This is a genomic window from Agromyces sp. NPDC057865 (assembly GCF_042796995.1).
Classification (GTDB): domain Bacteria; phylum Actinomycetota; class Actinomycetes; order Actinomycetales; family Microbacteriaceae; genus Agromyces.
On the sequence record NZ_JBHVMJ010000001.1, the window covers coordinates 1,238,127 to 1,262,785 of the forward strand.

Annotated in this window: 26 protein-coding genes and 1 tRNA gene; 16 read left to right on the top strand and 11 right to left on the bottom strand. The window is 69.6% G+C overall.

The annotated features are described in order from the left end of the window. Nucleotides 1-60 precede the first annotated feature (60 nt). Nucleotides 61-834 (bottom strand): class I SAM-dependent methyltransferase, encoded by a 774-nt coding sequence (locus ACFVN5_RS05830; protein ID WP_376953867.1) that lies wholly within the window; start codon nucleotides 832-834, stop codon nucleotides 61-63. A gap of 84 nt (nucleotides 835-918) precedes the next feature. On the opposite strand from ACFVN5_RS05830, the gene ACFVN5_RS05835 reads away from it, so the two are divergent. Both ACFVN5_RS05835 and ACFVN5_RS05840 read left to right on the top strand, forming a co-directional pair. Next, entirely contained in the window at nucleotides 919-1,176 is a 258-nt protein-coding gene (locus ACFVN5_RS05835) for a three-helix bundle dimerization domain-containing protein (RefSeq protein ID WP_376953868.1), read from the top strand. Nucleotides 1,177-1,199: 23 nt separating this feature from the next. After that, nucleotides 1,200-1,610 carry a dehydrogenase gene (locus tag ACFVN5_RS05840; RefSeq protein ID WP_376953869.1) on the top strand — a complete coding sequence of 137 codons (411 nt, stop codon included), beginning with the start codon at nucleotides 1,200-1,202 and terminating at the stop codon, nucleotides 1,608-1,610. Nucleotides 1,611-1,807: 197 nt separating this feature from the next. Here ACFVN5_RS05840 and radA read toward each other — a convergent pair whose 3' ends face one another. Next, nucleotides 1,808-3,172: a DNA repair protein RadA gene (gene radA / locus ACFVN5_RS05845; protein WP_376953870.1), complete on the bottom strand. Its 1,365-nt coding sequence runs from the start codon at nucleotides 3,170-3,172 to the stop codon at nucleotides 1,808-1,810. 86 nt (nucleotides 3,173-3,258) lie between these two features. Here radA and ACFVN5_RS05850 point away from each other — a divergent pair, with 86 nt between their 5' ends. Beyond that, the gene (locus tag ACFVN5_RS05850; RefSeq protein WP_376953871.1) at nucleotides 3,259-4,464 is read left to right on the top strand and encodes a flavin-containing monooxygenase; all 1,206 of its coding nucleotides are present in this window, start codon (nucleotides 3,259-3,261) and stop codon (nucleotides 4,462-4,464) included. A gap of 12 nt (nucleotides 4,465-4,476) precedes the next feature. Here the strand turns inward: ACFVN5_RS05850 and ACFVN5_RS05855 are convergent, their stop codons facing one another. Beyond that, entirely contained in the window at nucleotides 4,477-5,256 is a 780-nt protein-coding gene (locus ACFVN5_RS05855; RefSeq protein ID WP_376953872.1) for an SGNH/GDSL hydrolase family protein, read from the bottom strand. A gap of 146 nt (nucleotides 5,257-5,402) precedes the next feature. On the opposite strand from ACFVN5_RS05855, the gene ACFVN5_RS05860 reads away from it, so the two are divergent. From ACFVN5_RS05860 to ACFVN5_RS05885, 6 genes are all read left to right on the top strand, one after another. Next, nucleotides 5,403-5,492 (top strand) — tRNA-Ser (locus ACFVN5_RS05860). 97 nt (nucleotides 5,493-5,589) lie between these two features. Further along, complete coding sequence (locus ACFVN5_RS05865; RefSeq protein WP_376954326.1) at nucleotides 5,590-6,441, top strand: sulfite exporter TauE/SafE family protein; 852 nt, start codon at nucleotides 5,590-5,592, stop codon at nucleotides 6,439-6,441. Nucleotides 6,442-6,569: 128 nt separating this feature from the next. Continuing rightward, nucleotides 6,570-7,529 (top strand): phosphate ABC transporter substrate-binding protein PstS family protein, encoded by a 960-nt coding sequence (locus ACFVN5_RS05870; RefSeq protein ID WP_376953874.1) that lies wholly within the window; start codon nucleotides 6,570-6,572, stop codon nucleotides 7,527-7,529. A 63-nt stretch (nucleotides 7,530-7,592) separates the two neighbouring features. After that, nucleotides 7,593-7,928, top strand: coding sequence for an ArsR/SmtB family transcription factor (locus tag ACFVN5_RS05875; protein ID WP_376953876.1), 336 nt, complete (start codon nucleotides 7,593-7,595; stop codon nucleotides 7,926-7,928). Further along, nucleotides 7,928-8,626 carry a cation transporter gene (locus tag ACFVN5_RS05880; RefSeq protein WP_376953877.1) on the top strand — a complete coding sequence of 233 codons (699 nt, stop codon included), beginning with the start codon at nucleotides 7,928-7,930 and terminating at the stop codon, nucleotides 8,624-8,626. The genes ACFVN5_RS05875 and ACFVN5_RS05880 overlap by 1 nt, the downstream gene beginning before the upstream one ends. A 154-nt stretch (nucleotides 8,627-8,780) precedes the next feature. Further along, nucleotides 8,781-8,978, top strand: a complete 198-nt coding sequence (locus ACFVN5_RS05885; protein ID WP_376953878.1) for a hypothetical protein — start codon at nucleotides 8,781-8,783, stop codon at nucleotides 8,976-8,978. 77 nt (nucleotides 8,979-9,055) lie between these two features. Here the strand turns inward: ACFVN5_RS05885 and trxB are convergent, their stop codons facing one another. Genes trxB through ACFVN5_RS05905 form a run of 4 tightly spaced genes read right to left on the bottom strand, consistent with a single transcriptional unit; the run spans nucleotide 9,056 to nucleotide 12,778 of the window. Next, complete coding sequence (gene trxB / locus ACFVN5_RS05890) at nucleotides 9,056-10,033, bottom strand: thioredoxin-disulfide reductase (RefSeq protein WP_376953879.1); 978 nt, start codon at nucleotides 10,031-10,033, stop codon at nucleotides 9,056-9,058. Next, nucleotides 10,030-10,443, bottom strand: coding sequence for an arsenate reductase ArsC (locus ACFVN5_RS05895; protein ID WP_376953880.1), 414 nt, complete (start codon nucleotides 10,441-10,443; stop codon nucleotides 10,030-10,032). Before ACFVN5_RS05895 ends, trxB begins: the two co-directional genes overlap by 4 nt. A 49-nt stretch (nucleotides 10,444-10,492) precedes the next feature. Beyond that, nucleotides 10,493-11,380 (bottom strand): metalloregulator ArsR/SmtB family transcription factor, encoded by an 888-nt coding sequence (locus ACFVN5_RS05900; RefSeq protein WP_376953881.1) that lies wholly within the window; start codon nucleotides 11,378-11,380, stop codon nucleotides 10,493-10,495. A gap of 36 nt (nucleotides 11,381-11,416) precedes the next feature. Next, nucleotides 11,417-12,778: an NAD(P)-binding domain-containing protein gene (locus ACFVN5_RS05905; protein ID WP_376953882.1), complete on the bottom strand. Its 1,362-nt coding sequence runs from the start codon at nucleotides 12,776-12,778 to the stop codon at nucleotides 11,417-11,419. A 91-nt stretch (nucleotides 12,779-12,869) separates the two neighbouring features. On the opposite strand from ACFVN5_RS05905, the gene ACFVN5_RS05910 reads away from it, so the two are divergent. The 7 genes from ACFVN5_RS05910 to ACFVN5_RS05940 all read left to right on the top strand — a co-directional run bounded on the left by ACFVN5_RS05910 (nucleotide 12,870) and on the right by ACFVN5_RS05940 (nucleotide 19,385). After that, nucleotides 12,870-13,232 (top strand): metalloregulator ArsR/SmtB family transcription factor, encoded by a 363-nt coding sequence (locus tag ACFVN5_RS05910; protein WP_376953883.1) that lies wholly within the window; start codon nucleotides 12,870-12,872, stop codon nucleotides 13,230-13,232. Then, entirely contained in the window at nucleotides 13,229-14,407 is a 1,179-nt protein-coding gene (locus tag ACFVN5_RS05915; RefSeq protein WP_376953884.1) for an MFS transporter, read from the top strand. Before ACFVN5_RS05910 ends, ACFVN5_RS05915 begins: the two co-directional genes overlap by 4 nt. 278 nt (nucleotides 14,408-14,685) lie before the next feature. Continuing rightward, nucleotides 14,686-16,059: an amidohydrolase family protein gene (locus tag ACFVN5_RS05920; RefSeq protein WP_376953885.1), complete on the top strand. Its 1,374-nt coding sequence runs from the start codon at nucleotides 14,686-14,688 to the stop codon at nucleotides 16,057-16,059. Nucleotides 16,060-16,377: 318 nt separating this feature from the next. Further along, nucleotides 16,378-16,602: a hypothetical protein gene (locus tag ACFVN5_RS05925; RefSeq protein ID WP_376953886.1), complete on the top strand. Its 225-nt coding sequence runs from the start codon at nucleotides 16,378-16,380 to the stop codon at nucleotides 16,600-16,602. Between the two features lie 258 nt (nucleotides 16,603-16,860). Then, complete coding sequence (locus ACFVN5_RS05930; protein ID WP_376953887.1) at nucleotides 16,861-17,307, top strand: hypothetical protein; 447 nt, start codon at nucleotides 16,861-16,863, stop codon at nucleotides 17,305-17,307. Nucleotides 17,308-17,522: 215 nt separating this feature from the next. After that, nucleotides 17,523-18,461: an SDR family oxidoreductase gene (locus tag ACFVN5_RS05935; protein WP_376953889.1), complete on the top strand. Its 939-nt coding sequence runs from the start codon at nucleotides 17,523-17,525 to the stop codon at nucleotides 18,459-18,461. 72 nt (nucleotides 18,462-18,533) lie between these two features. After that, the gene (locus ACFVN5_RS05940; RefSeq protein WP_376953890.1) at nucleotides 18,534-19,385 is read left to right on the top strand and encodes a helix-turn-helix transcriptional regulator; all 852 of its coding nucleotides are present in this window, start codon (nucleotides 18,534-18,536) and stop codon (nucleotides 19,383-19,385) included. Nucleotides 19,386-19,431: 46 nt separating this feature from the next. On the opposite strand, the gene ACFVN5_RS05945 is transcribed toward ACFVN5_RS05940, so the two are convergent. The 4 genes from ACFVN5_RS05945 to ACFVN5_RS05960 all read right to left on the bottom strand — a co-directional run bounded on the left by ACFVN5_RS05945 (nucleotide 19,432) and on the right by ACFVN5_RS05960 (nucleotide 24,587). Then, on the bottom strand, nucleotides 19,432-20,721 hold the full coding sequence (locus ACFVN5_RS05945; RefSeq protein ID WP_376953891.1) for a hypothetical protein: 1,290 nt from the start codon (nucleotides 20,719-20,721) through the stop codon (nucleotides 19,432-19,434). A 74-nt stretch (nucleotides 20,722-20,795) separates the two neighbouring features. Beyond that, the gene (locus tag ACFVN5_RS05950) at nucleotides 20,796-21,914 is read right to left on the bottom strand and encodes a fatty acid desaturase family protein (RefSeq protein WP_376953893.1); all 1,119 of its coding nucleotides are present in this window, start codon (nucleotides 21,912-21,914) and stop codon (nucleotides 20,796-20,798) included. 143 nt (nucleotides 21,915-22,057) lie between these two features. Further along, nucleotides 22,058-23,116 (bottom strand): DNA polymerase IV, encoded by a 1,059-nt coding sequence (locus ACFVN5_RS05955; RefSeq protein ID WP_376954327.1) that lies wholly within the window; start codon nucleotides 23,114-23,116, stop codon nucleotides 22,058-22,060. Between the two features lie 16 nt (nucleotides 23,117-23,132). Beyond that, on the bottom strand, nucleotides 23,133-24,587 hold the full coding sequence (locus ACFVN5_RS05960) for an FG-GAP-like repeat-containing protein (protein ID WP_376953894.1): 1,455 nt from the start codon (nucleotides 24,585-24,587) through the stop codon (nucleotides 23,133-23,135). Nucleotides 24,588-24,659: the final 72 nt, after the last annotated feature.

Below are 24,659 nucleotides of genomic sequence, written 5' to 3' on the forward strand. Positions count from 1 at the left end.
GCTAATCACGGGACGCGCTCCGTCCATCGGGGGTAGCCCTGAGCAGCCCCCGGATGGGCGTCAGGAGCGGGGCGCGCGGCCGTGCACCGCGGTGAAGGCGATGGTCTCGGTCCACCACGCGGCATCCGCGCACCGCGTGAGGAAGCCGTCGACGAGCGCGTCGGTGAGGTGACCGCTCGCCGTGAGCTTCGGGCGCAGCTCGGTGACCGTGTCGATCCAGTAGGCCGCCCACGGCGAACCGCCGTTGTACACGGCGGTCTCGGCGGTGCCGGCGAGGTCCTCGATCCCGAGGGCTGCCAGCCGGGGGGCGAGCGTGCGGCCGATGTGGTAGTCGATGCCGGCCTCGCGGGACCACGCGAGCCAACCGTCCCAGAACGCCTTCACCTCGGGCGGCTCTGCCACGCTCACCGGCAGGAAGTCGGGCTCGATGAGCAGGATGCCGCCGCCGGGCTTCAGTGAGGCCACGAGGTTGCGCACCGCGGCATCCGCATCGGCGACGTGGTGGAGCACGGCGCGCGCCGTGACGACGTCGAAGGTGCCCGGATCGATCGGGCCGGCCACGATGTCGTCGGTGCGGAGCTCGAGGTCGGGTGCGCGCACGTCGACGAGGGAGAGGTCGATGTCGTCGGCCACGGCGGTGCCGTCGGGCGCCACGAGCTCGGCGAGCCAGGCCGAGATCGAGCCGTTGCCGCATCCGACCTCGAGGGTGCGATCGCCCGGATTCACGCCGAGCGCCTCGAGGTGCCGTCGGTGCATCGGGTCGAGCAGGCGCGACATCAGGGCGAGCCGGGAACGCTCGCCGTCGAGGTGGTGGTCCAGGACGTACTCGGCCATGGTGCTGCATCCTACGTGCGACCGCGCGGTGACCGCAGCATGGGGGTCTTGATCGGCGTGGGTCAGCGGGCGCAGACTCGTCGCATGAACGCCGAAGAGGAGGCGCGCGCCGTCGATGAGGTGGTGGATCGCCTGGCGAAGCGATTCCCCGACGTGCCCCGCGATCGTGTCGCCGTCATCGTGGGCGAGGAGCATCTCGTGCTCGAGGGCAACCGCATCCGCGATTTCGTCCCGGTGCTCGTCGAGCACGAGGCGCGCGACCGGCTCCGCGCGGAGGGTGCCGAGCCGGTGCTGACCGAGGATGCCGCGGCGGCGCTCGAGGCGGGCGACGCGGTCTCGTAGCATCCGCTCGTTACGCTGGAGGCATGGCGCAGCGCAAGAAGTCCGGCAAGCCCAGCGAGCCGGTGGAGTTCCGATCGCAGGCGCTCGCCGAGGCGCTCGAACGGCAGGACATGGCGGCCGTGGCGCTCGCCCTTCGGCACGGCAACACCGTGGTGCCGCTCGTGAAGCCCGGACCGCGTGACAAGCCGCTCGACGGCGGCGAGGTGTGGACGTATCGCGACCCGAAGACCGGCGACGTCGCACTGCTCCTCTTCAGCGACGCGGCGAACAAGCCCGCGAACCTCCCGCCCGCGGTGGGCCTGCAGAGTCCGGCGTGGCTGCGCACGTTCCTCAAGCGCTACGAGTCGACGATCACGACCGTGTTCCTCGACATCGCCGGGCCGCACCCGATGCAGGCGCCGCCGGGCGAGCTCCTCCGGGCGCTCGAGGCGTAGACCCGGTTTCGGTGGGCTTCCAGCCTCCGTTCGTTGTGCGCAATTCAGGTCGGCGCGCGGCGTGTCGTCCCGACACGCCGGTGACGCTCGCCGCGACACACCTCCGGACCTGAATTGCGCACGAAACGCGAGTGTGCACGAACGCGAATTCGCAGAGCGCCGTGATGCCTTTCGGGGCGGCGGGAACGCGCGGGGCGTCAGAACGCGGCGTCGAGCTCGCGCTCGCGGGTCGACGTGGACGCCATCATCGCGCGCTCGACCGCGGCGTGCACGCTGCCCGCTTCGACGTCGAGGATCGTGGTGTACCCCAGGCGCCGCGCCTCGTTGCCGCGCTGCTTCGCCGAGGTGACGGGGCGCACCTCGCCGGCGAGGCTGATCTCGCCGAAGGCGGCGAGCTCGTGCGGCACGGCGCGGTCGCGCATCGCCGATGCGATGGCCACGGCGATCGCGAGGTCGGCGCCGGGCTCGACCAGGCGCACGCCGCCGACGGTCGAGACGTAGACGTCGTGCTCGCCGAGCTGACGGAGTCCGGCTCGCCGTTCGAGCACCGCGATGATCATGGCGACCCGCGACGGGTCGACGCCGTTGACCACCCGACGCGGCTGCGGCGCCTTCGTCGACACGACGAGCGCCTGCACCTCGACGGGCAGGGCCCGGCGCCCTTCGAGCGCGACCGTCACGCACGTGCCGCTCACGGCGGTGCGTGTGCTGCTGAGGAAGAGGCCCGAGGGGTCGGGCACCTCGGCGATGCCGTCGCCGGTCATCTCGAAGCATCCGACCTCGTCGGTGGGGCCGAACCGGTTCTTGAGCGCGCGGACGAAGCGGAGGGCCGTCTGCCGGTCGCCCTCGAACTGGCACACGACGTCGACGAGGTGCTCGAGGAGTCGCGGACCCGCGATCGAGCCGTCTTTCGTGACGTGGCCGACGATCAGCACGGGGAGGCCGCGCTCCTTCGCGACGCGGATGAGCGTCGAGGCCACCTCGCGCACCTGGCTCGGCTGCCCGGGCAGTCCATCGGAGAGCGAGCTCGACACGGTCTGCACCGAGTCGACGATGAGGAGCTCGGGCGCGACCTGGTCGACCTGCCCGAGGATGGTGGCGAGGTCGGTCTCGGCCGCGAGGTAGAGCTCGCCGTGCAGCGCGCCGGTGCGCCCGGCGCGCAGGCGCACCTGGGCGGTGGACTCCTCGGCGCTCACGTAGAGGACGCGCCGGCCCGTGGACGCGACGCGCGCGGCGACCTCGAGCAGCAGCGTCGACTTGCCCACGCCCGGTTCGCCCGAGAGCAGGATGGCGGCGCCCGCGACGATGCCGCCGCCGAGCACGCGGTCGAACTCGCCGATGCCGCTCGGGCGATGGGCGGTGTGCTCGGCCTCGACCTCGGCGATGGGTCGTGCCGCGCGCGCGGCGGTGGGCGTGACGGCCTGCACCGAGCGGACGATTCCGGTCTGCTCGGCGGCGTCGACCACGGTGCCCCACTGCTGGCACTCGGCGCAGCGACCGACCCACTTGACGGTGCTCCAACCGCACTCGGTGCAACGGAACGCGGAGGTCGGTCGGGCCATGCCCGCAGCCTAGCCGCGGCATCCGACACCGGAGCCGCCCCCACTGGGGTGTCGCCGTGCGCACAGTGCGGGCATACGCTGGGCGCATGTCCGCGGACGTCGACGTCCTCGTGATCGGGGCCGGCCAGGCCGGTCTCGCGGTGAGCCACGAGCTGGGCTCCGCCGGGGTGGAGCACGTCGTGCTCGAGGCGGACCGCATTGCGCGTGCGTGGTCGGCCCGGTGGGACTCGTTCCACCTCGTCACGCCGAACCACACCGTGCGGTTACCCGGTGGCGAGTACCGCGGCGAGGAGCCCCACGGCTTCATGGCGCGCGACGAGGTACTCGCCCACCTCCGCGAGTACGCGGCGTCGTTCGACGCTCCCGTCGAGGAGGGGCGCCCCGTGACGGCGCTCGTGCAGGAGGACGGCGGATTCCGCGCGGAGACGCCGCTCGGCGGCATCCGTGCCCGGAACGTCGTGGTGTGCACGGGGGCGTACCAGCGCGAGCACCGGCCGCCGTGGGCTTCGGAACTGGCCCAGCGGGTGTACGTGACCGGGCCGGGCGGTTACCGCTCGCCGGACTCGCTGCCCGACGGGCGGGTGCTCGTCATCGGCGGCGGGCAGACCGCCGCGCAGCTCACGGAGGAGTTGCACGACGCCGGGCGCGACGTCACCCTGGCGACGGGGTCGGCGCCGTCCATGCCGCGACGGATCGCCGGGCGGGACACGGTCGACTGGCTGGAGGACTCGGGCTTCTTCGAGCACACCCTCGCCGACATGCCCTCGCCGGCCGTGCGGTTCGCGGCGAATCCGCTCGCGACGGGCGCGCGCGGTGGACACGACCTGACGCTCCGGACCCTCGCCGCCGCGGGCGTGCCGCTGAGCGGGCGTGTGATCGGGGTCGACGGGGACGAGTTCGTCGTCGCCGACGACCTCGCCGCATCGGTCGCGGTCGGCGACGAGGCGTACCGGCAGATCTGGGGCGCGGCGGCCGGCGTCGCCGACGCGAAGGGGCTCCCGGCCCTTCCTCCGCCCGACCTGGACGACGCGCCGCTCGAGTCGGGCAAGCCGCCGCGCGTCTCCGAGCTCGGCGCGGTCGTCGTCGCGTGCGGCTACCGTCCGGCGTACGGCTGGATCCGCATCCCCGACCTGCTCGACGACATGGGCTTCCCGGTGCACGACGGCGGTCGCAGCATCCGTGCACCGGGCCTCTGGTTCGTCGGCATGCCGTGGCTCTCGCACCGGAAGTCGCCGCTGCTCATCGGCGTCGGCGAGGATGCCGCGGCGGTCGCACGACGCATCGCAACGTGACGGCGGCTCGGCTCAGGCGACCTCGGCGTGGTCGTGCCCGGCGTCCACGAGGCGTCGGGCGACGAGGGCGAGCAGGGCGGGACGGAAGGCGTCGGCCCAGACGCGGTAGCCGTGATCGTTCGGGTGGAACATGTCCTCGGCGAACTGGGTCAGGATGCCGCGGAGCCCCTGGCGCTTCGTGAGCTCGTGCAGCGGCACCACCGTGAGCCCGCGCTCGGCGGCGAGGCGGCGCAGGATGCGGTTGGCGACGGCGACCTTGCGCTCGTTCTTCGGGAAGTGGAAGCACGGCAGGTCGGCGACGATCGCGTCGTCGGGCACCACGTCGAGGATCGCGCGCATGTTGCGCTCGAACCGGGCCGGATCCCACAGGGCGATGTCGTTCGCGCCGATCGCGACCGTGACGAGGTCGGGCCGGAGCTTCGCGAGGCGCGGTAGCTGGTCGAGCACGGCCAGCTCAGTGGTCGCGCCCGAGATGCTGAGGTTCACGACGCGCAGCGACCGCCCGGTGAGGCTGCGGATGTCGTCGGCGAGCACGCCGACGTAGCTGCGGTCGGGTCGGCTCGCGCCGATGCCCTGGGCCGCGCTGTCGCCGATCGCGACGTAGAGCATCTCGCCGCGCTCCTTGGCGTGGTCGCGCCACCACTTGGAGTGGATGGGGAGGGTCTCGTTGAGCACGAGCGAGTTCGCGGTGAGCTTCGCCCGGAACCGGCGCCAGCCCACCGCCGCGAGTGCGCCGACGGCGGCGACCGCCCCCGTGGCGATCGCCGAAGCGAGCAGGCCCTTCGACGTCACGTCTGCCGACGGTACGCCCGGCGGCTGGATGAGCGCTGGATGTCCGCTGGACGGAGGGTGCGGCACTCGTGCGCGTGGCGAGGCTGAGACGGGTGCGGCATCCGCTCGTTTTGGCCCTTGCGGCAGAGTCGTCTACTATCGATCCCGGTACCGTGTCCGAGCGGCCGAAGGTGCAACTCTCGAAAAGTTGTGTGGGTTAACGCCCACCGTGGGTTCAAATCCCACCGGTACCGCCACGAAGAACCCCCGACTTCCGCGGAAGTCGGGGGTTCTTTCTCGTTCGGGCGAACGGTCGGATGCTCGAGCGATGCGGCTCTCGGGAGGGTCGTGTCGGTGCGAGGCGGTGTTACCTTGGCGAGCATGAGTCGAGTGGAGCGAACCGCTGACGCGGCGGAACCCGTTCGGTTTCGTTCGCTGCCCCTCGCATTCGTCGTCGGCGCATTGGTCGGCGTGCTCGGCGGAATGATCGGCCTCGGCGGAGCCGAGTTCCGCCTTCCGCTCCTGATCGGCCTCTTCGGTTTCGCTGCGCTTGCAGCAGTGATCATGAACAAGGCGATGAGCCTGATCGTGGTCATCGCGGCGCTGCCCGCGCGACTCATTGCCGTGCCCCTCGACGAACTGACGCCGTTCTGGTTCGTCGTCGTGAATCTGCTGTTCGGCAGCCTGGTCGGAGCATGGGTCGGCGCGCACTGGGCCACGCGTCTCGCATCCAAGACCCTCTACCGCGTGCTCGCTGTGCTGCTCCTCGGGATCGCCGTCCTCCTGGTGGTCACGCACCTGTTCGCCCTCGAACCGGTCGCGCTGCCTCCGGTGGCGCAGTGGATCGTGGGCGTTCTCGCCGGGTTCGTCATCGGGGTGGTCGCGGCGGTCATGGGCGTGGCGGGCGGTGAGCTGCTGATCCCGACCATCGTGGTGCTCTACGGAGTCGACATCAAGATCGCCGGCACGCTGTCGCTCATCGTGTCGCTCCCGACCATGCTGGTCGCATTCGCCCGATACAGCCGGGACGACAGCTTCCAGGTGCTCGGCCAGAACAAGGGGTTCCTGCTCGCGATGTCCGCCGGCTCGATCGTCGGTGCGATCATCGGAGGCTTGCTGCTCGGCGTGGTGCCCGGCCTGGCGATCATCCCGCTGCTGGTGGTTCTGCTTCTCCTGTCGTCGTGGAAGGTGTGGCACCACAACTAGTTCAGTCGGGACATCACGAGCGCTGCAACAGGGGCGAAGGTTCGACCGCTGGCGCGCGGCATGATCGTGCCGGCGAACGTTGCCACGCGTGCCTTGCGAATTCATAGATGACGATCTATCCTTTGGCCATGAGAACTGCATCGATCGCCGCGACCGGGTGGGTCGTCATCGCCGCGTTCGCGCTGAGCGCGTGTGCCGGGCAGCCGAACAGCGACTCCGGCGAGGGGGGCTCGAGCCTTCGCGGAACGGTCGTCACCGATGGGTCGTCGACGGTGGGTCCGCTCACCAAAGCTGCCGCGATCGAGTTCGAAGGGGTTCAGCCGGATGTGCAGGTCACCGTGCAGATCACGGGAACCGGTGGCGGATTCGAATCCTTCTGTTCGGGGCAGACGGACATCTCGAACGCCTCCCGCCCGATCGGCGACGACGAGAAGGCGAAATGTGCGGACGCGGGCGTGGACTTCAGCGAGATCGTGGTCGCCAACGACGGCATCTCCGTCGCGGTGAACCCTGAGAACGACTGGGTCGACTGCATCACCGTGGAGCAGCTGCACAAGATCTGGGCACCGGAGTCCCAGGGCGCCGTCACGAACTGGAACCAAGTCGACCCGTCGTTCCCGGACGAGCCGCTCACGCTCTTCGGTCCCGGCACCGCATCAGGCACGTTCGACTACTTCACCGACGCGATCAACGGCGAAGAGGGAGCCAGCCGCATCGACTACGCCGCATCCGAGGACGACAACGTGACCATCGACGGTGTCAAGAGCGAAGCGGGCGCCACCGGATACTTCGGCCTGACCTACCTCGAGGAGAACACCGAGCTCGTCCGCGGTCTCGAGGTCGACGGCGGCGACGGATGCGTGTTCCCCTCCGTGGAGACGGTTCAAGACGGGACGTACACCCCGCTCAGTCGTCCGCTCTTCATCTACGTCAGCAACGCCTCCTACGCGGAGAAGGACGCGGTGAAGGCATTCGTCGACTACTACGTGGACAACACCATCTCGATCGCAGAGTCCGCACTCTTCGTTCCCCTCACCGACGAGCAGACCAGAACCGCGCAGGACGAGCTCGCCAGCCTCGAGGACTGACGGGCCCGTCGATCTCGCGATACACGGTGCCGTTAATTCACGAGTCGCTGTACTGTGAGTGGCATGACCACTGCCACGGCGACCGTCACCCATACCGCCGCGCTCGCCCGGCTCGGGCACGCCCTCTCTGATCCGACGCGGACGAGCATCCTCTTGGCGTTGCGGGAGGCGCCGGCGTACCCGTCCGACCTCGCCGATGCGCTGGGGGTCTCGCGGCAGGTCATGTCGAACCAGCTGGCCTGCCTGCGCGGATGCGGCCTGGTGGAGTCGATGCCCGATGGTCGCCGCACGTGGTATCGCCTCGCGGACCCGCATCTCGCGACTGCGCTCGACGATCTCCTCCGCCTCGTCCTGTTCGTCGATCCCGACTGCTGCGAGGGCGAGGGGTGCACCTGCTGATGACCACGACCGCCGCTCCCACCGACGCCCGCCGAACGATACTGCATCGTCGCATCCGCCTGATCGTCGCCGCGACCATCGGATACAACGTGATCGAGGCGATCGTCGCGATCACCGCGGGTTCGATCGCCTCGTCGGTCGCGCTGATCGGCTTCGGGCTGGACTCGACGATCGAAGTGCTCTCGGCCGCCGCGGTGGCGTGGCAGTTCACTCGCCGCGACCCGGAGCGATGGGAGCGAGGCACCCTGCGGGTCATCGCGATCGCGTTCTTCGCCCTCGCGGCGTACGTGACCGTCTCCTCGGTGCTCGCCCTCGCCGGTGCCGTCGAGCCCGAGCACAGCACGATCGGCCTGATCCTCACCGCCGTGAGCGTCGTCGTCATGCCGCTCCTGTCGCTCGCCGAACGTCGCGCCGGACGCGAGCTCGGCTCCGCGACCGCCGTTGCGGACTCCAAGCAGACCCTGATCTGCGCGTTCCTGTCCGCCGCGGTCCTCGTCGGCCTGGTGCTCAACAGCATCTTCGGTTGGTGGTGGGCCGACCCGATCGCCGGCCTGGTGATCGTCGTCTTCGCGGTGCGTGAGGGCATCGAGGCGTGGAAGGGCGACGCCTGCGCGACGTCCGTCGGGATGATCCTCGAGGACGGCGAGTCAGACGATCACGATCACGATCACGACCACGGCCACGCGCACCGGGACTGAAGCGATGGACTCACCCAGTGTGGAACAATTCGCCGGTGCCATGCGGATCGAGCTCCTGCACATCGCCGAGTGTCCGAACTGGGAGGAGACGTTGGGCATGCTTCGCTCAGCGCTGGATGCGACAGGACACCAAGCCGTTCAGGTCGGAGTGCAGGTGATCGACTCCGAAGACGCGGCGGGCAGATGGGCGTTCGCGGGTTCCCCGACGATCCTCGCCGACGGAGTCGACCTGTTCCCTTCCGGTGGCCGGATGCGGTCACTCGCCTGTCGTGTGTACGCGACGCCGCGCGGGCTCGCGGGGCATCCGACCCAGGCTCAACTCGAGGAGGCGATCATCTCGCGTGCCCGATGAGGTCGAGATCGGAAGCCCGTGCTGCAGACGTCCCCCACGCCGCCGCCCGCACGCGCTCCGAGGCGAAATCGGTTCCGTCAGTGCGTCTCGAGGATGATCGCCGGCTGCTCCTCGACGGGCGTGGCGAGCCCACGCTCGGCGAGGTGGTGCTCGGCGTCGAGAGCGGCGGCGCATCCCGTGCCTGCGGCGGTGACCGCCTGTCGGTAGCGCTTGTCGACGAGATCGCCGCACGCGAAGACACCCTCGAGGTTCGTGTGCGTCGACGGATGCCGCACCAGCACGTAGCCGTCGGTGTCGAGTTCGACCTGGCCCGCGACGAGCTCGCTGCGGGGGTCGTGACCGATCGCGATGAACAAGCCGGTCGCGTCGAGCGCGGTCTCGGCACCGGTCACGGTGTCGCGGAGCTGGAGGCGCTCGACACCGTCAGTGCCCTCCACCGCTGCGACCTCCGCATTCCAGTAGGGCCGGATCTTCGGGTTCGACAGTGCTCGCTCCTGCATGATGCGGGAGCCGCGAAGCGAGTCACGGCGGTGCACGAGCGCCACCGAGTCCGCGAATCGGGTGAGGAACATGGCCTCTTCAAGGGCAGAATCGCCACCGCCCACGACGGCGATGTCCTTGCCCTTGAAGAAGAACCCGTCGCAGGTCGCGCACCAGGAGACGCCGCGTCCGGTGAGACGTTCCTCGCCCTCGACGCCGAGCTTGCGGTAGGCGGATCCCATCGCGAGGACGACCGTGTGCGCACGGTACTCGACGCCGTTGATGGTGCGGACGAACTTCACCTCACCGGTCAGGTCGACCTCCGTCGCATCGTCGTAGACGATGCGAGCCCCGAAGCGTTCGGCCTGAGCACGCATCTGCTCCATGAGATCGGGACCCATGATGCCGTCGCTGAACCCGGGGAAGTTCTCCACCTCGGTGGTCGTCACGAGCGCTCCGCCGGCTTCGACCGAGCTTGCGAGAACGACGGGCGCCAATCCGGCGCGAGCGAGGTAGAGCGCCGCGGTGTAGCCAGAGGGGCCGGAGCCGATGACGACGACGTTCTCGCCGCTCATGCGCGTGCGGGAAGCAGCTCGCCCACGAGCTCAGTCACCCGCCGCTTGATCTCGTCTCGGATCGGTCGAACCGCCTCGATGCCCTGACCCGCGGGGTCGTCGAGCTCCCAGTCCTCGTAGCGCTTGCCGGGGAAGATCGGGCAGGCGTCGCCACATCCCATCGTGATCACGACATCGGACTCCTTGACGGCGTCGACGGTGAGGATCTTGGGGGTGTTGCCGGTGATGTCGATGCCGTCCTCGGCCATGGCCTCCACGGCGACGGGATTGATCACGTCCTTCGGCTCCGAGCCGGCGGAGCGGACCTCGATGCGGCCGGCGCCCAGCTCGCGGAGGTATCCGGCGGCCATCTGGGAACGGCCGGCGTTGTGGACGCAGACGAAGAGGACGGAGGGCTTGTCGGTGGTCATGCTTAAATAATAGACGACAATCTATGATTTGGCCAACGCGGGCTCGTTTTCAGAGGGTGGCGAGGAGGTCACGAACCCGACGATCGATGTCGTCGCGGATTTCGCGGACGTCCGCGATGGGCCGACCGACCGGGTCGTCGAGGTCCCAGTCGAGATAGCGGCGACCGGGGTAGATCGGGCAGGCGTCGCCGCAGCCCATCGTGATCACGACGTCGGCCGCGCGGACGACTTCGTTCGTGAGGGGCTTCGGGTACTCGCCTCCGAGCGGCACGCCGATCTCGTCCAACGCGGCGAGGATCGTCCCACGGACGTCCCCGGCGGGTTCCGAGCCCGCGGTGCGGACGTGCACCCGGTCGCCGGCGAGGTGCCGCAGGATCGCGGACGCCATCTGCGAACGTCCGGCGTTCTGCACGCAGACGAAGAGCACCTCTGGAGTCCCGTCCGTCGGCTGTTCGTGCTCGCGCGCGAGTGCATCGAGTCGATCTGCGGCGAATGCTGCGGCCAACGACGGCAGGTGGCGCCCGGGATTCGGGCGCGCCGCGAGCAGGTCGTAACTCTCCCGCACGTACTGCTCGATCGTCTCCCGTCCGAACGTGCCCGCGAACCGGAACGCCAGGTTCTCGATGATGTGGTCGAGGCTGCGATCAAGCGAATCCGACCCGTCCTGGGTTCGAAGGATCGCGGAGAGCCGGTCGATCCGATCCGGGGGGATCGAGTACCACGTCCGACGTCCCTCGGGCCGCTTCTCGAGCAGTCCCTCGTCGAGGAGCGCCTTCAGGTGGTGGCTGACGGTGGGCTGCCGGAGTTCCAGTTCGTCGGCGAGGCGTCCGGTCAGGACGCGCCCGTCTGGTGCCTCGAGGATCGATCGCAGGATGCTCGCGCGAGTGGGATCGGCGACGACCCTCAGCTCGCGTGCGGCCTCCGCGGTGGCATCCATAGACGTCAGTCTATGCCACTGAGGCCGCTCGCCGGCTCAGTTGCAGCAGCCGGATTGCACCGTGGCCGAGTCGGCCGTCTCGGTGCCGCACGAGGCGGCGCCGTCCGCGGGCAGGCTGGTCGAGCACACGCCGGTCGCCGGCAGTTCGAGTGCGACGCGGCTGGCCGCGGCGACGTCGCCGGCGATCCATGCCGTGATTGAGCGGACCTGCTCGTAGCCGGTGGCGAGCAGGAAGGTGGGCGCCCGTCCGTAGCTCTTCATCCCGGCGAGGAAGAAGTTCGGCTCGGGGTGCTGCAGCTCGGCGAAGCCGTGCGGTTCCACCGTGCCGCACGTGTGCACGTTCGGATCGATGAGCGGCGCGAGGCGCTTGGGCGCCTCGACGATGTCATCGAGTTCGAGGCGGATCTCGCGGAGCATGTCGAGGTTCGGCCGGAACCCTGTGGCGTTCACGACGACGTCGGTCTCGTGCTCGACGAGGTCGTCGCCGCGCAGTCCGTACAGCCGGACGCCGTTGTCGGTGCGGCCGAGCCGGATGGTCTCGAACCGGTCGACGACCTGGATCCGGCCGGCGTGCACGAGCGCATCGACGCGGCGTCCGATCGACGCGCGAGCGGCGAGCCCGTCGTCCTCGGACGTCGTCACGCGTACTGCGCTCGCGTTGCGGATGAGCCAGGTGATCCGGGTGCCCGGCGCCTGTTCGGCCAGCTCGGCCAGCGCCAGGAGCGTGTTGGCGGCGGAATGGCCGGCGCCCACCACGGTCGTGTGGCGTCCGGCGAACCGGAGACGCTCACGCCCGAGGACGTCGGGCAGCGCGTGGCTGACCCGATCGGCAACCTCGGGAAGACCCAGCGGCTCCAGCCCGGAGGAGGCGAGGCTGTTCGGGTGGTCGTAGGTGCCAGAGGCGTCGATCACCGCGCGGGCGGTGATCTCCTCGACGCCGTCTGCGCTGCGGACCCGGAGCAGGAAGGGCGTGGAGGAACGGCGGGCGGTGCGCGTGCGGTCCATGCCCTGACGGGTGATCGCGTCGACCGCGACACCCGTGCGGATGCGGGATCCGATGGGCTCGAGTGCGGCGAGCGGCTCGAGGTACTGCTCGACGAGCTCCGTACCCGTCGGGAGGCTCTCCGGCGCCGGGAGCTCCCACCCGATCGCCTCCAACAGCTGACGTGAGGCGGGGTCGACGACGTGCTTCCACGGCGAGAACAGCCTGGTGTGCCCCCACTGCCGGATGCTGCTGGCGATGTCGTCGCCCGCCTCGAAGATCACGAAGTCGATGCCGCGCTGGACGAGGTTCGCGGCAGCAGCCAGGCCGATCGGGCCGGCGCCGACGATCGCGACGGGCAGGAAGTCGAGGCTGCGCTCCCGCAGGCTCGGGACGGTGAGGTCGACCAGGGTCATGATCGGGTAGCCTCCAATGGCATCGATGAACTTCGATATTGAGTGTGGACAGTCCATCGACGTTTGTCAATATTCAGTTTAGGATGGCTCCATGTCGACCACTCTGCTTCCGGTGATCCAGCCCGACCTCGAGGCATGCTGCACGCCGTTGACCCGCGAGGCGATCGATGCAGAGCGTGCCGACGAACTGGCGCGCAAGCTCAAGGCCCTTGCCGACCCGACACGGCTGCGCCTCGTGTCGATCGTCGCGGCATCCGATGGCGAGGAGGCCTGCGTGTGCGACCTCATCGAGCCGGTCGGGCTGAGCCAGCCGACCGTCTCGCACCACCTGAAGATCCTCATGGAGGCCGGGTTCCTGTCCCGCAGCAAGCGCGGCACCTGGGCCTACTACAAGCTCGTGCCTGGCGCACTCGGCCAGCTCTCCCAGCTGCTGGACGTCACCGCGTCACGGTGACGACGCTCTCGACCAGACAGCACCGGCTCGGAGTCCGGCTCGGTGCACTGTCGGTCGGGCAGGTCATCAGCTGGGGCATCCTGTACTACGCCCTGATCGTCGCCGCGCCCGTCATCGCGGATGAGACCGGCTGGACGCTCCCCGCGATCACCCTGGCCTTCTCCGCAGGGCTCATCGTCTCGGCGCTCTCGGGCATCCTCGTCGGCCGGTGGCTGGACCACCGCGGCCCCAGGCTCATCATGACCGCGGGCGCACTCATCGGTGCCGTCGGGCTGGTCATCGTGAGCGCCGCGCCGAACCTCCTCGTCTTCGCGGCCGGATGGCTCGTCTGCGGACTAGCGCAGTCCGCGGTGCTCTACCAAGCCGCGTTCACCGTGATCACTCGCCGTCACGGCGATGGACGGCGCCGCGCGATGACGATCCTCACGCTTGCCGGCGGTCTCGCTTCGACGGTGTTCGCGCCGATCGTCGCAGGACTGCTCACGCAGCTCGACTGGCGCACGACGTTCCTCCTCCTCGCGATCCTGCTGCTCGTGCTGACGCTGCCGCTGCACTGGTTCTTCCTCGAGCACAACTGGACACCGCTGCCGCCGCCGCATGCCGACGAGCACGTCCATCACGTCGCATCCGTGGTTCGGACTCGGCGGTTCTGGGCGCTGGAGTTCTCGATGCTCTCGCTCGCCATTGCGCTGTTCAGCGTGACGCTCGCCCTCATCCCGCTGTACATGGAGAAGGGCCTCTCGTACGAGCTGGCCGCTTGGGCGCTCGGACTGCTCGGCGCCGGACAGGTCGTCGGCCGACTGGTCTACGTCGTGCTGCCGCATCGCACCGCACCATGGGTACCACTCGCCGCGACGTCGGGGCTCGCCGTCGTGCTGCTCAGCCTGGTGGCGCTCGTGCCCGGACCGCCATGGCTGCTCATCGTGATCGGGATGGCGGCAGGTGCGGTCCGCGGTGCGCAGACCCTCGTCCAGGGATCGGCCGTCGCCGACCGGTGGGGAACCCGGAACTACGGATCGATCAACGGCGTGTTCGCCGCGCCGATCACCGCCGTCACGGCGCTCGGGCCGGCGCTCGGACCAGTCGTAGCTGCCGGGGTCGGCAGTTACGCGACCATGGCCCTGATCATGGCCGGATTCGCGGCGATCGGACTCGTGTCGGCGCGATTCTCGTGAGGTAGTGCAGATCGAGGCACGACCAACTGAGGCGGAATTCCGCGGATCTTGATGATCCGCAGCGCCGTCATCAGGCCCGTTTCGGGTTCAAGTCCCACCCGTGCCGCCACGAAGAACCCCCGACTGAGGCGCTAGAGTGATCCCGCTGCGTTCCAGCTTGATCTGATTGTTCGGTCGACCCTGTACGCAGCCGGAGACGGCGACCGAGCATCCGGGCGGACGCAGCTTGTCGAGTCTCCGGCGATGCGGCGTGCGGTCTTCGGCCAAAGGACTGCATCATGTCCGATTTCCTCGTCACCAACATCCGACACGGAATGACGGGCGCAGCGAGTGACGCGCGCTTCACGGGCGCCTTGCGTGTGCGAGGCGGCGTCATCACCGAGATGGGGGAAGGACTCACCGCCGGGCCCGACGAGCGTGTGATCGATGCGGGAGGATGCGTCGTCACTCCCGGTCTGGTGAACACCCATCACCATCTCTTCCAGAGTCTCATGAAGTCGATACCGGCGACGCTGCCCGGTGGGCTCGATGAGTGGGTGATGGAGGGGCCGTATCGTTTCTGGCCAACCCTTGATGAGGAGGCGATGCGCGCCTCGGTCGCAGTCGGCCTCGCTGAGCTCGTGCTCTCGGGCACGACCACGGTCTCGGACCTCCATTACATCTTCTCTGACCGGTACGACTACGACCCGGCCGAGGTCCTCGTCGAGACGGCGAACGCCTTCGGCATCCGGTTCGTGCTGGGCCGCGGCGGCCTCACCCGCGGCCGGCCGTGGCACAAGAGCGATCTGCCTCCCGCACCCACCGAAACCCTCGATGAGATGCTCGCCGGGGTGGCTGCCGCGGCCGCACGGTGGCACGACCCCTCGGAGTTCGCACTCACGCGCGTCGCAGCGACGCCGGTCACGACGCTCTTCAACCTCGGAGAAGGGGAGGTGCGGGAAGTGGCGCAGGCTGCCCGCGCGCTCGGACTGCGGATGCACACCCATCTCTCGGAGAACGAGACGTACGTGAAGTCGTCCCTGGAGCGATTCGGCCTGCGGCCGGTCGAATGGATGGCCGAACAGGAGTGGATCGGCTCCGACATCTGGTTCGCGCACCTCGTTCACTGCGAGGACCACGAACTGGGCATGCTGGCAGACGCCGGCACCGGCATGGCGCACTGCCCGCAGTCCAATGCGCGTCTCGGGTCGGGCATCGCGAACGCTCCCCGCTTCTCGGCGCTGGGAGGGATCGTCTCGCTCGGAGTCGACGGCACTTCAGCGAACGAAGCAGGTGACATGGGCCAGGCGCTGTACTCGGCCTTCACCATCCATCGCGCGGCACAGGGCCCGGGAGCCACGACCGCGGAGGGCGTGCTGCACTGGGCGACCGGGGGTGGAGCAGCGGCACTCGGTTTCGACTCGGTCGGCACCCTTGCTCCTGGCAAGGCCGCTGACCTCGTGCTCTTCGACCTCGAGCACCCCCGCTACTTCGGACAGCACGACCGCACGATCGCGCCCGTGATCTCGGGTGGCGAGCTGCGCGTGCGGCACTCCTTCGTGGGCGGGAGCCCCCTGGTCGTCGACGGGCGGGTGCCGTGGCTCGACCTGGAGAAGCTCGGCGCCGATTCCGCGCGGATCGTCGAGCGGATGAAGCGCGAGGCCTACGTGTGAGCCCCGCGGTCGCAGACCCCGACTTGCGCGGAAGTCGGGGGTTTTGTGTCGTTCCGCTTGAGCCCGTCGGCGCTCGGCTGCGCGCTCGCCGCCCCTCCTCACGCCATGCATCTTCGCCCCACCCCTGTCAAGGGCCCCGGTGTGATGCAGAGGAATGAGGAAGCGTCGACTACAACTGAGCAGGTTGGCCGCTCAGGGAAGCGCACCGCCCCCGTCGTCCAAGGGTCGCGCTCTGCACCAGCGCCGTCTGCGTCGGCTCAGCACCATTCCCGGGCTCAGAGGTCGCCTCGTACTGGGTCGATTGAAATGGAGGGCAGGATGAGAGCAGGTTCAGTCGGTTCCTACGTCGTGGGAGCATTCGCCGGCCTCGCCGCCATCGTCGTGTGCGTCGGTGCGGTGATCCTCGCGAACAGCCCGGTCGTGCTCCAGGCCCTGGCACTTCCCGGGTGGGCATCCGGACTGGTGGCGGTCGTGGCAATGCTGCTCGTGGTGATCGTGGCCGTGGTGGCTGTCTTCGCGTTGGTTCCCCGGAGGTGGCAGTGATGGCGCCTCAGCGGCCCACTTTCCGCGCCGATGATCCCGGAGAGGCGCAGACCGCCTCGGCGCGCGAGCGCGAGTTCTGGGCGCTCATGCTCGGGCCGGCGCTCGAGCATGAAGCGGTTCCCCGGCACAGGGCAGGTCGCTCATCGCGGGCCAGACCCAGGCGCGCCCGGATCGAGACGCCAGTCGCGTAGCGGCTCGGTCAACCGAGCGTACGAACGTCGTCGGCACCGTAGCGTGAGCAGAGCGAAAGGAGCGTTGATGCGCCCTCACCTGCCTGGCATCATTGCGATCTTCGTCGCGTTCACCATGACCTCCTGTTCGCCTGCGTACGATGCAGAGACGCGCGAAAGCCTGCGTGCGCACGTCGTCACCGTCAGTGAGGCGAGCGCCGCCGGAGACTGGCAAACCGCCGTCGACGAACTCGACGCGATGACCGCGGACCTCGCTGAAGCGCGCGAGGACGGGAAGGTCGATGACGAACGCTTCGAGGCGATCGACTCTGCGATGGAGTTCGTCCGTCTCGATCTCGAAGCAGCGATCGCCGCGGCCGCTGACGAGGCGGAGCGACAGCGGCTCATCGAGGCGCAGGCCCAGCTGCAGCAGCAGATCGCGGAGCTCCAGGATCAGGGCCAAGGTACCGGTGGTGACGAGGGCGGCAAGGGCGGCAAGGGCAAGGGGGACAAGGGGAAGGATGACGACAAGTGAACTTCTCTGGATTCCCCGCCGCCGTCGCGTGGGGGCCTGGTTCCTCGTGCCGATCCGGGACGGCCACGGAAGGGCACGCGCCGTGACGCCAGACTCGTTGGAGGGAGGGATCGGCGATCCGCGGGTGACCGCGCCCTGAACGTCGGACGCGAATCCTCCGAGCATGGGAGCACGCGGATCACGCGGTTCGCGCCGACAGCCCGAGGAGGCGTCCCATGGCGAAGACCATCGACATCCAGGTCCCCGACCTCACTGGACGGCGGGCGCTCGTCACGGGCGCCAGCGACGGCATCGGCCTGCAGATCGCCACACGGCTCGCCCGTGCCGGCGCAGAACTGTTGATGCCGGTGCGGAACACGGTGAAGGGACAGGCCGCGGCCAAGCGCATCCGTGCGCAGGTGCCGGATGTCCAGCTCGAGGTGCACGAGCTGGACCTCGCCTCGCTCGCATCCGTCGCATCGTTCGCCGACGGGCTGGTCGCCGACGGCCGACCGATCGGCATCCTCATCAACAACGCGGGCGTCATGAATCCGCCGACCCGGCAGCTGACGGAGGACGGCTTCGAGCTGCAGTTCGCCACGAACCACCTCGGCCACGTCGCCCTGACCGCGCGCCTGCTCCCGCTGCTGCGGGCCGGGCGAGCGCACGTGACGACCCAGGTGAGCGTCGCCGCCGACCAGCACTCGGTCAACTGGGACGACCTGGACTGGGAGAGCGGCTACGACCCGATGAAGGCGTACAGCTCGTCCAAGATCGCACTCGGGCTGTTCGCCATGGAGCTCGACCGTCGAAGCGCGGACGAGGGGTGGGGCATCCGGAGCAACCTGTCGCACCCCGGAGTGACGCCCACCAACCTGCTCGCCGCGCAACCGCAGCTGGGACGGCCGCAGGACACGACCGCGGTGCGATTCATCCGCGCGCTGTCCCGTCGCGGGATCCTCTTCGGCACGCCCGAGTCGGCTGCGCTGACGGCGGTGTACGCGGCGACGAGTCCGGATGCCGCGGGCGGCCGCCTCTACGGGCCGAGCGGGTTCCAGCACCTGCGCGGCGTCCCCGCCGAGCAGCGGCTCTACTCGCGCCTCGAGAACGCCGCGGATGCCCGGAGGATCTGGGACCTCTCGGAGCGGCTCGTCGGCGTGGACCTCGTCGCCTGATCCGAGGCCGCCTGAGGCGAGGGGGATCGCCGATCCCTTGTTCCCTCGTCGACGAGCACGAAGACTGGCCGTATGGACCGAGCGCAGCTGGCCGACTTCCTCCGTCGCCGACGGGAGGCCCTGCAGCCCGAGGACATCGGGCTGAGCCGAGGACCCCGTCGACGCACGGCGGGCCTGCGCCGCGAGGAGGTGGCCGCGCTGTGCGACATGTCCGTCGACTACTACAGCCGGCTCGAGCAGCAGCGGGGTCCGCAGCCGTCCGAGCAGATGATCGCGGCGATCGCGCGCGGCCTGCGCCTGACCCTCGATGAGCGCGACCACCTGTTCCGCCTCGCCGGCCACACCGCGCCCGCACGCGCGCAGCGCACCGACCACGTCTCGCCGGGCATGCTCCGCATCCTCGACCGGCTCGCCGACACGCCCGCGCAGGTGATGACCGAGCTCGGCGAGACCCTGGCCCAGACGCCCGTGGCCAGAGCCCTCTTCGGTGATGAGACGGCGTACGAGGGCGAGCTGCGGAGCGTCGGATACCGCTGGTTCATGTACCCGCCGGCTCGCGACGTCTACCCCGTCCAAGACCACCCCATGCACTCCCGTGCGTTCACCGCGGACATCCGCGCCGTGTACGTCAAGCACGGCCCCGGCTCGAGGGCGGCGCGGATGGTCGACGCGCTGCTCGTCGGCAGCCCCGAGTTCGCCGCGCTCTGGGAGGCGCACGAGGTGCGCAACACGCACATGCTCGAGAAGCGCCTGCAGCATCCCGAGGTGGGCATCCTCGACCTCGCATGCCAGGTGCTCGTCGATCCCGACCAAGGACAGACCCTGCTCGTCCTCACCGCCCAGCCGGGCACCGACAGCTACGACCGGCTGAGACTGCTCGCCGTCATCGGCACCCAACGGATGGCGATGGAGGCCGAGTCGTGACGTGAGCAGGGCACCGGGCCGATCGCCGGATGCCGCGGGGCCCGCCTCACCAATGGAAGCCGCCCCAATGGTGCCCGTGATGATGGTCGAGCAGGTGGCCGGCCTTGGTCTCCGAGATGCGCTCACCGGGCGCCCTGCGGGCATGGAAGAGCGCATACCCCGACAGGAGGAGCAGGCCCCAGGTCGGCGCCACCGAATTCAGGTGGGCGAGCGTGCCGAACAGGAGCCCGACGCCCGTCGCGGTGATGCCCAGCACGACCTGGCAGAAGACGACCACCTCGATGTCATCGTCGTGTCCGAGGTTGAGGTAGAGCCACGTCGACCGCGTGCTGGAGGTCGCCGCCCCGCCGGCCGCGGCGAGCGTGATGACGACGCCGCTCAGGATCGGAAGGGCCCTGGCACCGCCGTAGTCCGCGATGAGCGCGATGAGGCCTGCGGTGACGCCCAGCGCCGCGGCCGTCAGCAGCAGGCCCCGGATCGACGCCCGGTGGCGGCTCAGGGTCCAGAGCGCCGTGAAGAGGAGGCTCCCGACCGCGGTGAGCGCCACGATCTGGTGCAGGGCCTCCGATTCCTGCCCGTGCAGGGTCGCGCTGTGCACGCTGTAGAAGCTCGTCCCCAGTGAGATCGAGAGGAACAGGATCTGGGTGATCAGGAACTCGCGGACCCAGGGGTACCTCCGGTCGGGTCGCGCGCGCAACGCCGTGAGGATGCCGACCGGTCGGCGGCGGACGGCCGGACCGGATGCCGTCGGGCGGATCGGCAGCAGCGCGAGGGAGGCGATGACCATCGCGGTGACGCCGATCCACAGGAGCGTCACGTGGGCGTCCTTGCCCTTCGGGTCGAGGAAGAGCACGCCCATGACCACCGTGATCGCCAGTGTGAGGACGGAGCCGCCGGTGCTCTGCACGACGCTGATGGCCGACTTCTGCGACGGCGCGAGCGACGAGGACATGACCTCCACCACGGCGATGGACGCCACGCCCGCGAGCACGCCGAGCACGGCGGCGACGATCCAGAGCGTGTTCAGCCACACCTCGTCGACGACGGAGATCGCGATTCCGGTGATCGCGAACACGGTTGCGATCAGGATCAGGATCAGCGCGAGCGACCTCGAGACGGATCGCAGTCCGAGCACGCGCGGCGCGAGGATGACCCCGAGCAGGTTGGCCGCCGTGTAGGTGGGGAAGATCAGCGCGGCGGCGAAGGCGCTCCCACCGAACGCGACGCAGATGAACGGGAGCACCACGGCCACCGCGGTGAGCTGGTTCGCGACCGCGAAGCTCACGCTCTCCGTGGCTGCGGCGACGAAGTTCCGCCGAGTTGTTGGCGCGCTCATGACAGCACCAAAGCTACAAGCCACCGGAACTCGGAGGCGATCCGCAGCGCCCGGGCCGGCACGGAACGTCGTCGTCAGGTCGACGTACGCTCCACCCGCTCGACGGACCCGGAGATCGCGCGACGCTGCTCGATGAGCGGGCATTCGAAGGGATCGCGCTCGCCGAGACCCACGCGATTGATGTAGCGCAGCACGATGCCGTACGACTCGAAGAGCGCGGCCGTCGTGTAGGGGATGCCGTTGGCGCGGCAGTACTCCGCGATCATGGGCGCCGCCTTCCGCAGGTGCGGGCGCGGCATCGAGGGGAACAGGTGGTGCTCGATCTGGTAGTTCAGCCCGCCCATGGCGATGTCGAGCAGCCGGCTGCCACGGATGTCGCGGCTCATCACCACCTGTCGGTGGAGGAAGTCGAGACGCAGGTGCTTGGGCACCAACGGCATGCCCTTGTGGTTCGGTGCGAACGACACGCCCATGTAGAACCCGAACAGTCCCAGCTCGACGGCGAGGAACGCCACGGCGATTCCCGGCGAGAGCACGAGGAAGACCAGCGCAGGGAAGCCGATGAGGCGGATCCCGAGCAAGAGGATCTCGACCCAGCGGCGGTCGACCGGTTCGCGGGCGAGCACTCGCCGAACACTCGATGCGTGCAGCGAGATGCCCTCGAGGAGCAGGATCGGGAAGAAGAACACGCCCTGGTGCGCCACCAGCCATGCCGTGATCGCATTCCGGCGGCGGGCAGTCTGCTCCGCGGTGAACGCGATCACGGGGAGCTCCAGGTCGGGGTCGACGCCCTCCTTGTTCGGGTTCGCGTGATGGCGCGTGTGCTTGTGCTGCCACCAGCCGTAGCTCATGCCGATGAAGAGGTCCCCGACGATGAGGCTCGTCCAGTCGCTCCACCTGCCCGACTTGAAGATCTGACGGTGGGCGGCGTCGTGGCCGAGGAACGCGATCTGCGTGAAGATCATGGCGAAGGCGGCGGCCGTGAAGAGCTGCCACCAGGTGTCGCCGATCCAGACGAAGACAAGGATGGCGGACGCGACGACGACGGGGATCGCGGCGAGCTTGGTCCAGTAGTAGCCGTACCGGCGGCGCATCAGGCCGCTGATGCGGACCAGGCGAGCGAGCTCGGTGAACTCGCTGTTCGCGCCGCCCGCTCGCGGGGGTCTGGTTCTCGAGACTGCGGTACGTTGCATGGTCGGCATCGCCGGGCCTCCGTTCACGATGGAGACGTGTCGCACCTCCATTGACGCGAGCGCGGCGGTGTTCCGATACCTGCTTGACAGGATGCGATCGGGCGTGCCTCGTCCGAGTGGTGGTCGACGCCTGGATCAGGCGCTCACCATCCGCCGCGCGTCGGCGTGTGCCCCTCGCGCGCGTCCTCGGGCATCGCCATCTCGGCGCGCAGCCCGAGCAGTCGGATCGGACGGCCCGGCTCGATCCGGTCGGCGGCCAGCTGCAGCACCCGGCCGAGCACGTCGTCGCGATCGGACGACGACGGGACGCGACGCTGGTAGGTCTTCGTGATGAATGGCGCGTAGCGCACCTTGAGGGTGAGGCCGACGACCGGCCGTCCCTCGGCCGCGACGTCGTCGAGCACCCGTGCCGCGAGCTCGCGCAGGGCGGCCTCCACCTCGGCGGGGTCGGCGAGGTCCTGCTGGTACGTGGTCTCCCGGCTGTGCCCGCGGGCGACCCAGGGCGTGTCGTCGACCTCCCGCGCGCCCTCGCCGCGTCCGAGCAGCGCGTACCACGGCCCCATGCGCGGCCCGAACTCCTCGATCATGGGCGCCGGCCGCGCCGCCGCGAGCTCCGCCACGGTGGTGATCCCGAGCTTCGCGAGCCGCCCCGAGATGCGCGAGCCGACGCCCCACAGGTCGATCGTCGGCCGGTCGCCCATGACCTCGAGCCAGTTCTCGACCGTGAGCCGGAACACTCCGCGCGGCTTGCCGAACCCGGTCGCCACCTTGGCGCGCACGAGCGTGTCGCCGATGCCCACGGTGCAGTGCAGCTGCGTGCGCTCGAGCACGTCCTGCTGCAGCCGTCGCGCGTACGCCTCGGGGTCGTCGGTCTCGATGCCGACGAACGCCTCGTCCCAGCCGAGCACCTGCACGGTCGCTCCGGGTTGTGCGCGCAGCGTGGCCATCACGGCCTCGGATGCCGCGAGGTAGTGCTCCGCGTCGACGGGCAGGATCACGGCATCGGGCGCCTTGCGCGCGGCGAGGCGCAGCGGCATCCCCGAGCCGACGCCGAACTCGCGCGCCTCGTAGGAGGCGGTCGAGACGACGGCCCGTTCGGAGGGGTCGCCGCGGCCGCCGACGATCACCGGCCTGCCCGCGAGCTCGGGACGCCGCAGGACCTCGACCGCCGCGATGAACTGGTCGAGGTCGACGTGCAGCACCCACGGGTGCACGCGCCTACCACCACTCCGAGCCGATGACCTCGCCCTGCCCGGTCGCCCAACCACTCGCCCGATCCCCGCGGTACATCAGCATCACGCCGTCGGCCCGGACGGCGAGCAGGTCGACCGCTCCGTCACCGCTGAAGTCGCCCGGGCCCGTGATGGCGATGAACTGGTCCCAGGACGTGCCGACCACCCGGCCGTTGGAGTCCGACCAGCCGCCCGCTCCGTTCCCCGTGTAGAGGCGAAGGGCGCCGCCATCGACAGCGAGCACGTCCACCTTGCCGTCGCCCGTGAAGTCGCCCGGGGCCAGGACCTTGGTGAACCGGCCCCACCCGGACCCGATCGGGGTGCCCGATCCGGTGAGCCAGCCCCCGGCGCCGTTGCCCGCGTACAGGAGCATGACGCCATCCGGCCGGATCGCGATCACGTCGACGTTCCCGTCGCCGGTGAAGTCGCCCGGTGCGATCACGAAGCGGAAGACGTTCCACGACCAGCCGATCTGCCGACCACTCCCGCTCGACCAGCCACCTGTTCCGTTGCCGTCGTAGAGGCGCATGATCCCGTCGGTGCCGAGTCCGATGAGGTCCGCCCGGTCATCGCCCCCGAAGTCGCCGGGCGCGAGCACCAGGGAGAAGACGTTCCACCCGCTGCCGATCAGGCTGCCCGAGGTCTTCCACCCGCCGCGCCCGTCTCCTCCGAAGAGGTAGAGGATGCCGTCGCTGGTCACGCGGAAGACGTCGGCGAAGCCGTCGCCGTCGAAGTCGGGACTGCCGATCACCACCCGGGACAGCACGCCGTCGGTCGATCGGGTCGGCTCCGACGGCAGGCGCAGGATCCCGGTCACCGGCAGGGCGAGGTGGATGTGGTTGCACGCGTCCTCGATGCGGCTCGTGATGTAGTCGAACGCGACGTTGCTGCCGCACTGGGATTGACCGGCCAGTGTGCCACGCGGCACGAATGAGTCGAGGAATCGCAGGAACGGCACGGACTCCGATCCGCCGCGGAGCACGGTGCTGCCCACGCGCACGAAGTCGATCGCGCGAGCCGGGTCGGCGCAGTGCGGTGAGACATACGTCGTCGGGCAGGGCGGGTCCTGGGAGACCCCGGGGCATGACCGGGCCAGGTCGCTGATCAGCAGCGATCCGAAGTACTCCATGGTCTGCACGAGCACCTGGAAGACGCGGAGATCGAGCCGGCAACCCGCAACGGGGGTCTCGCCGCGCGCGACGGGCGCGATGAGCCGGTCGATGACGCCGAAGGAGATCGAGTCGAAGCGACCCGTGGCTCGACCGTCGAGCAACGCCTGCGCGAGGACGCGCGAATCGTCGGGGATCGCGTCGGCCCGGTCCACCGGCCTCGGGACCACCGTCGTCACGAGCACCAGGGCACCGAGCACGAGGGCGATGACCCATCGAATCGGCCTCGCCCGCGTGCGCACGGACCCCCCGTGCACCGGCGCCCCGCTCACGCGATCCCCCTCTGCCGCGCGGAACTGCGCGGTCCCATCGACGACGCTAGGCGCACACGACGGCGCCGGCCG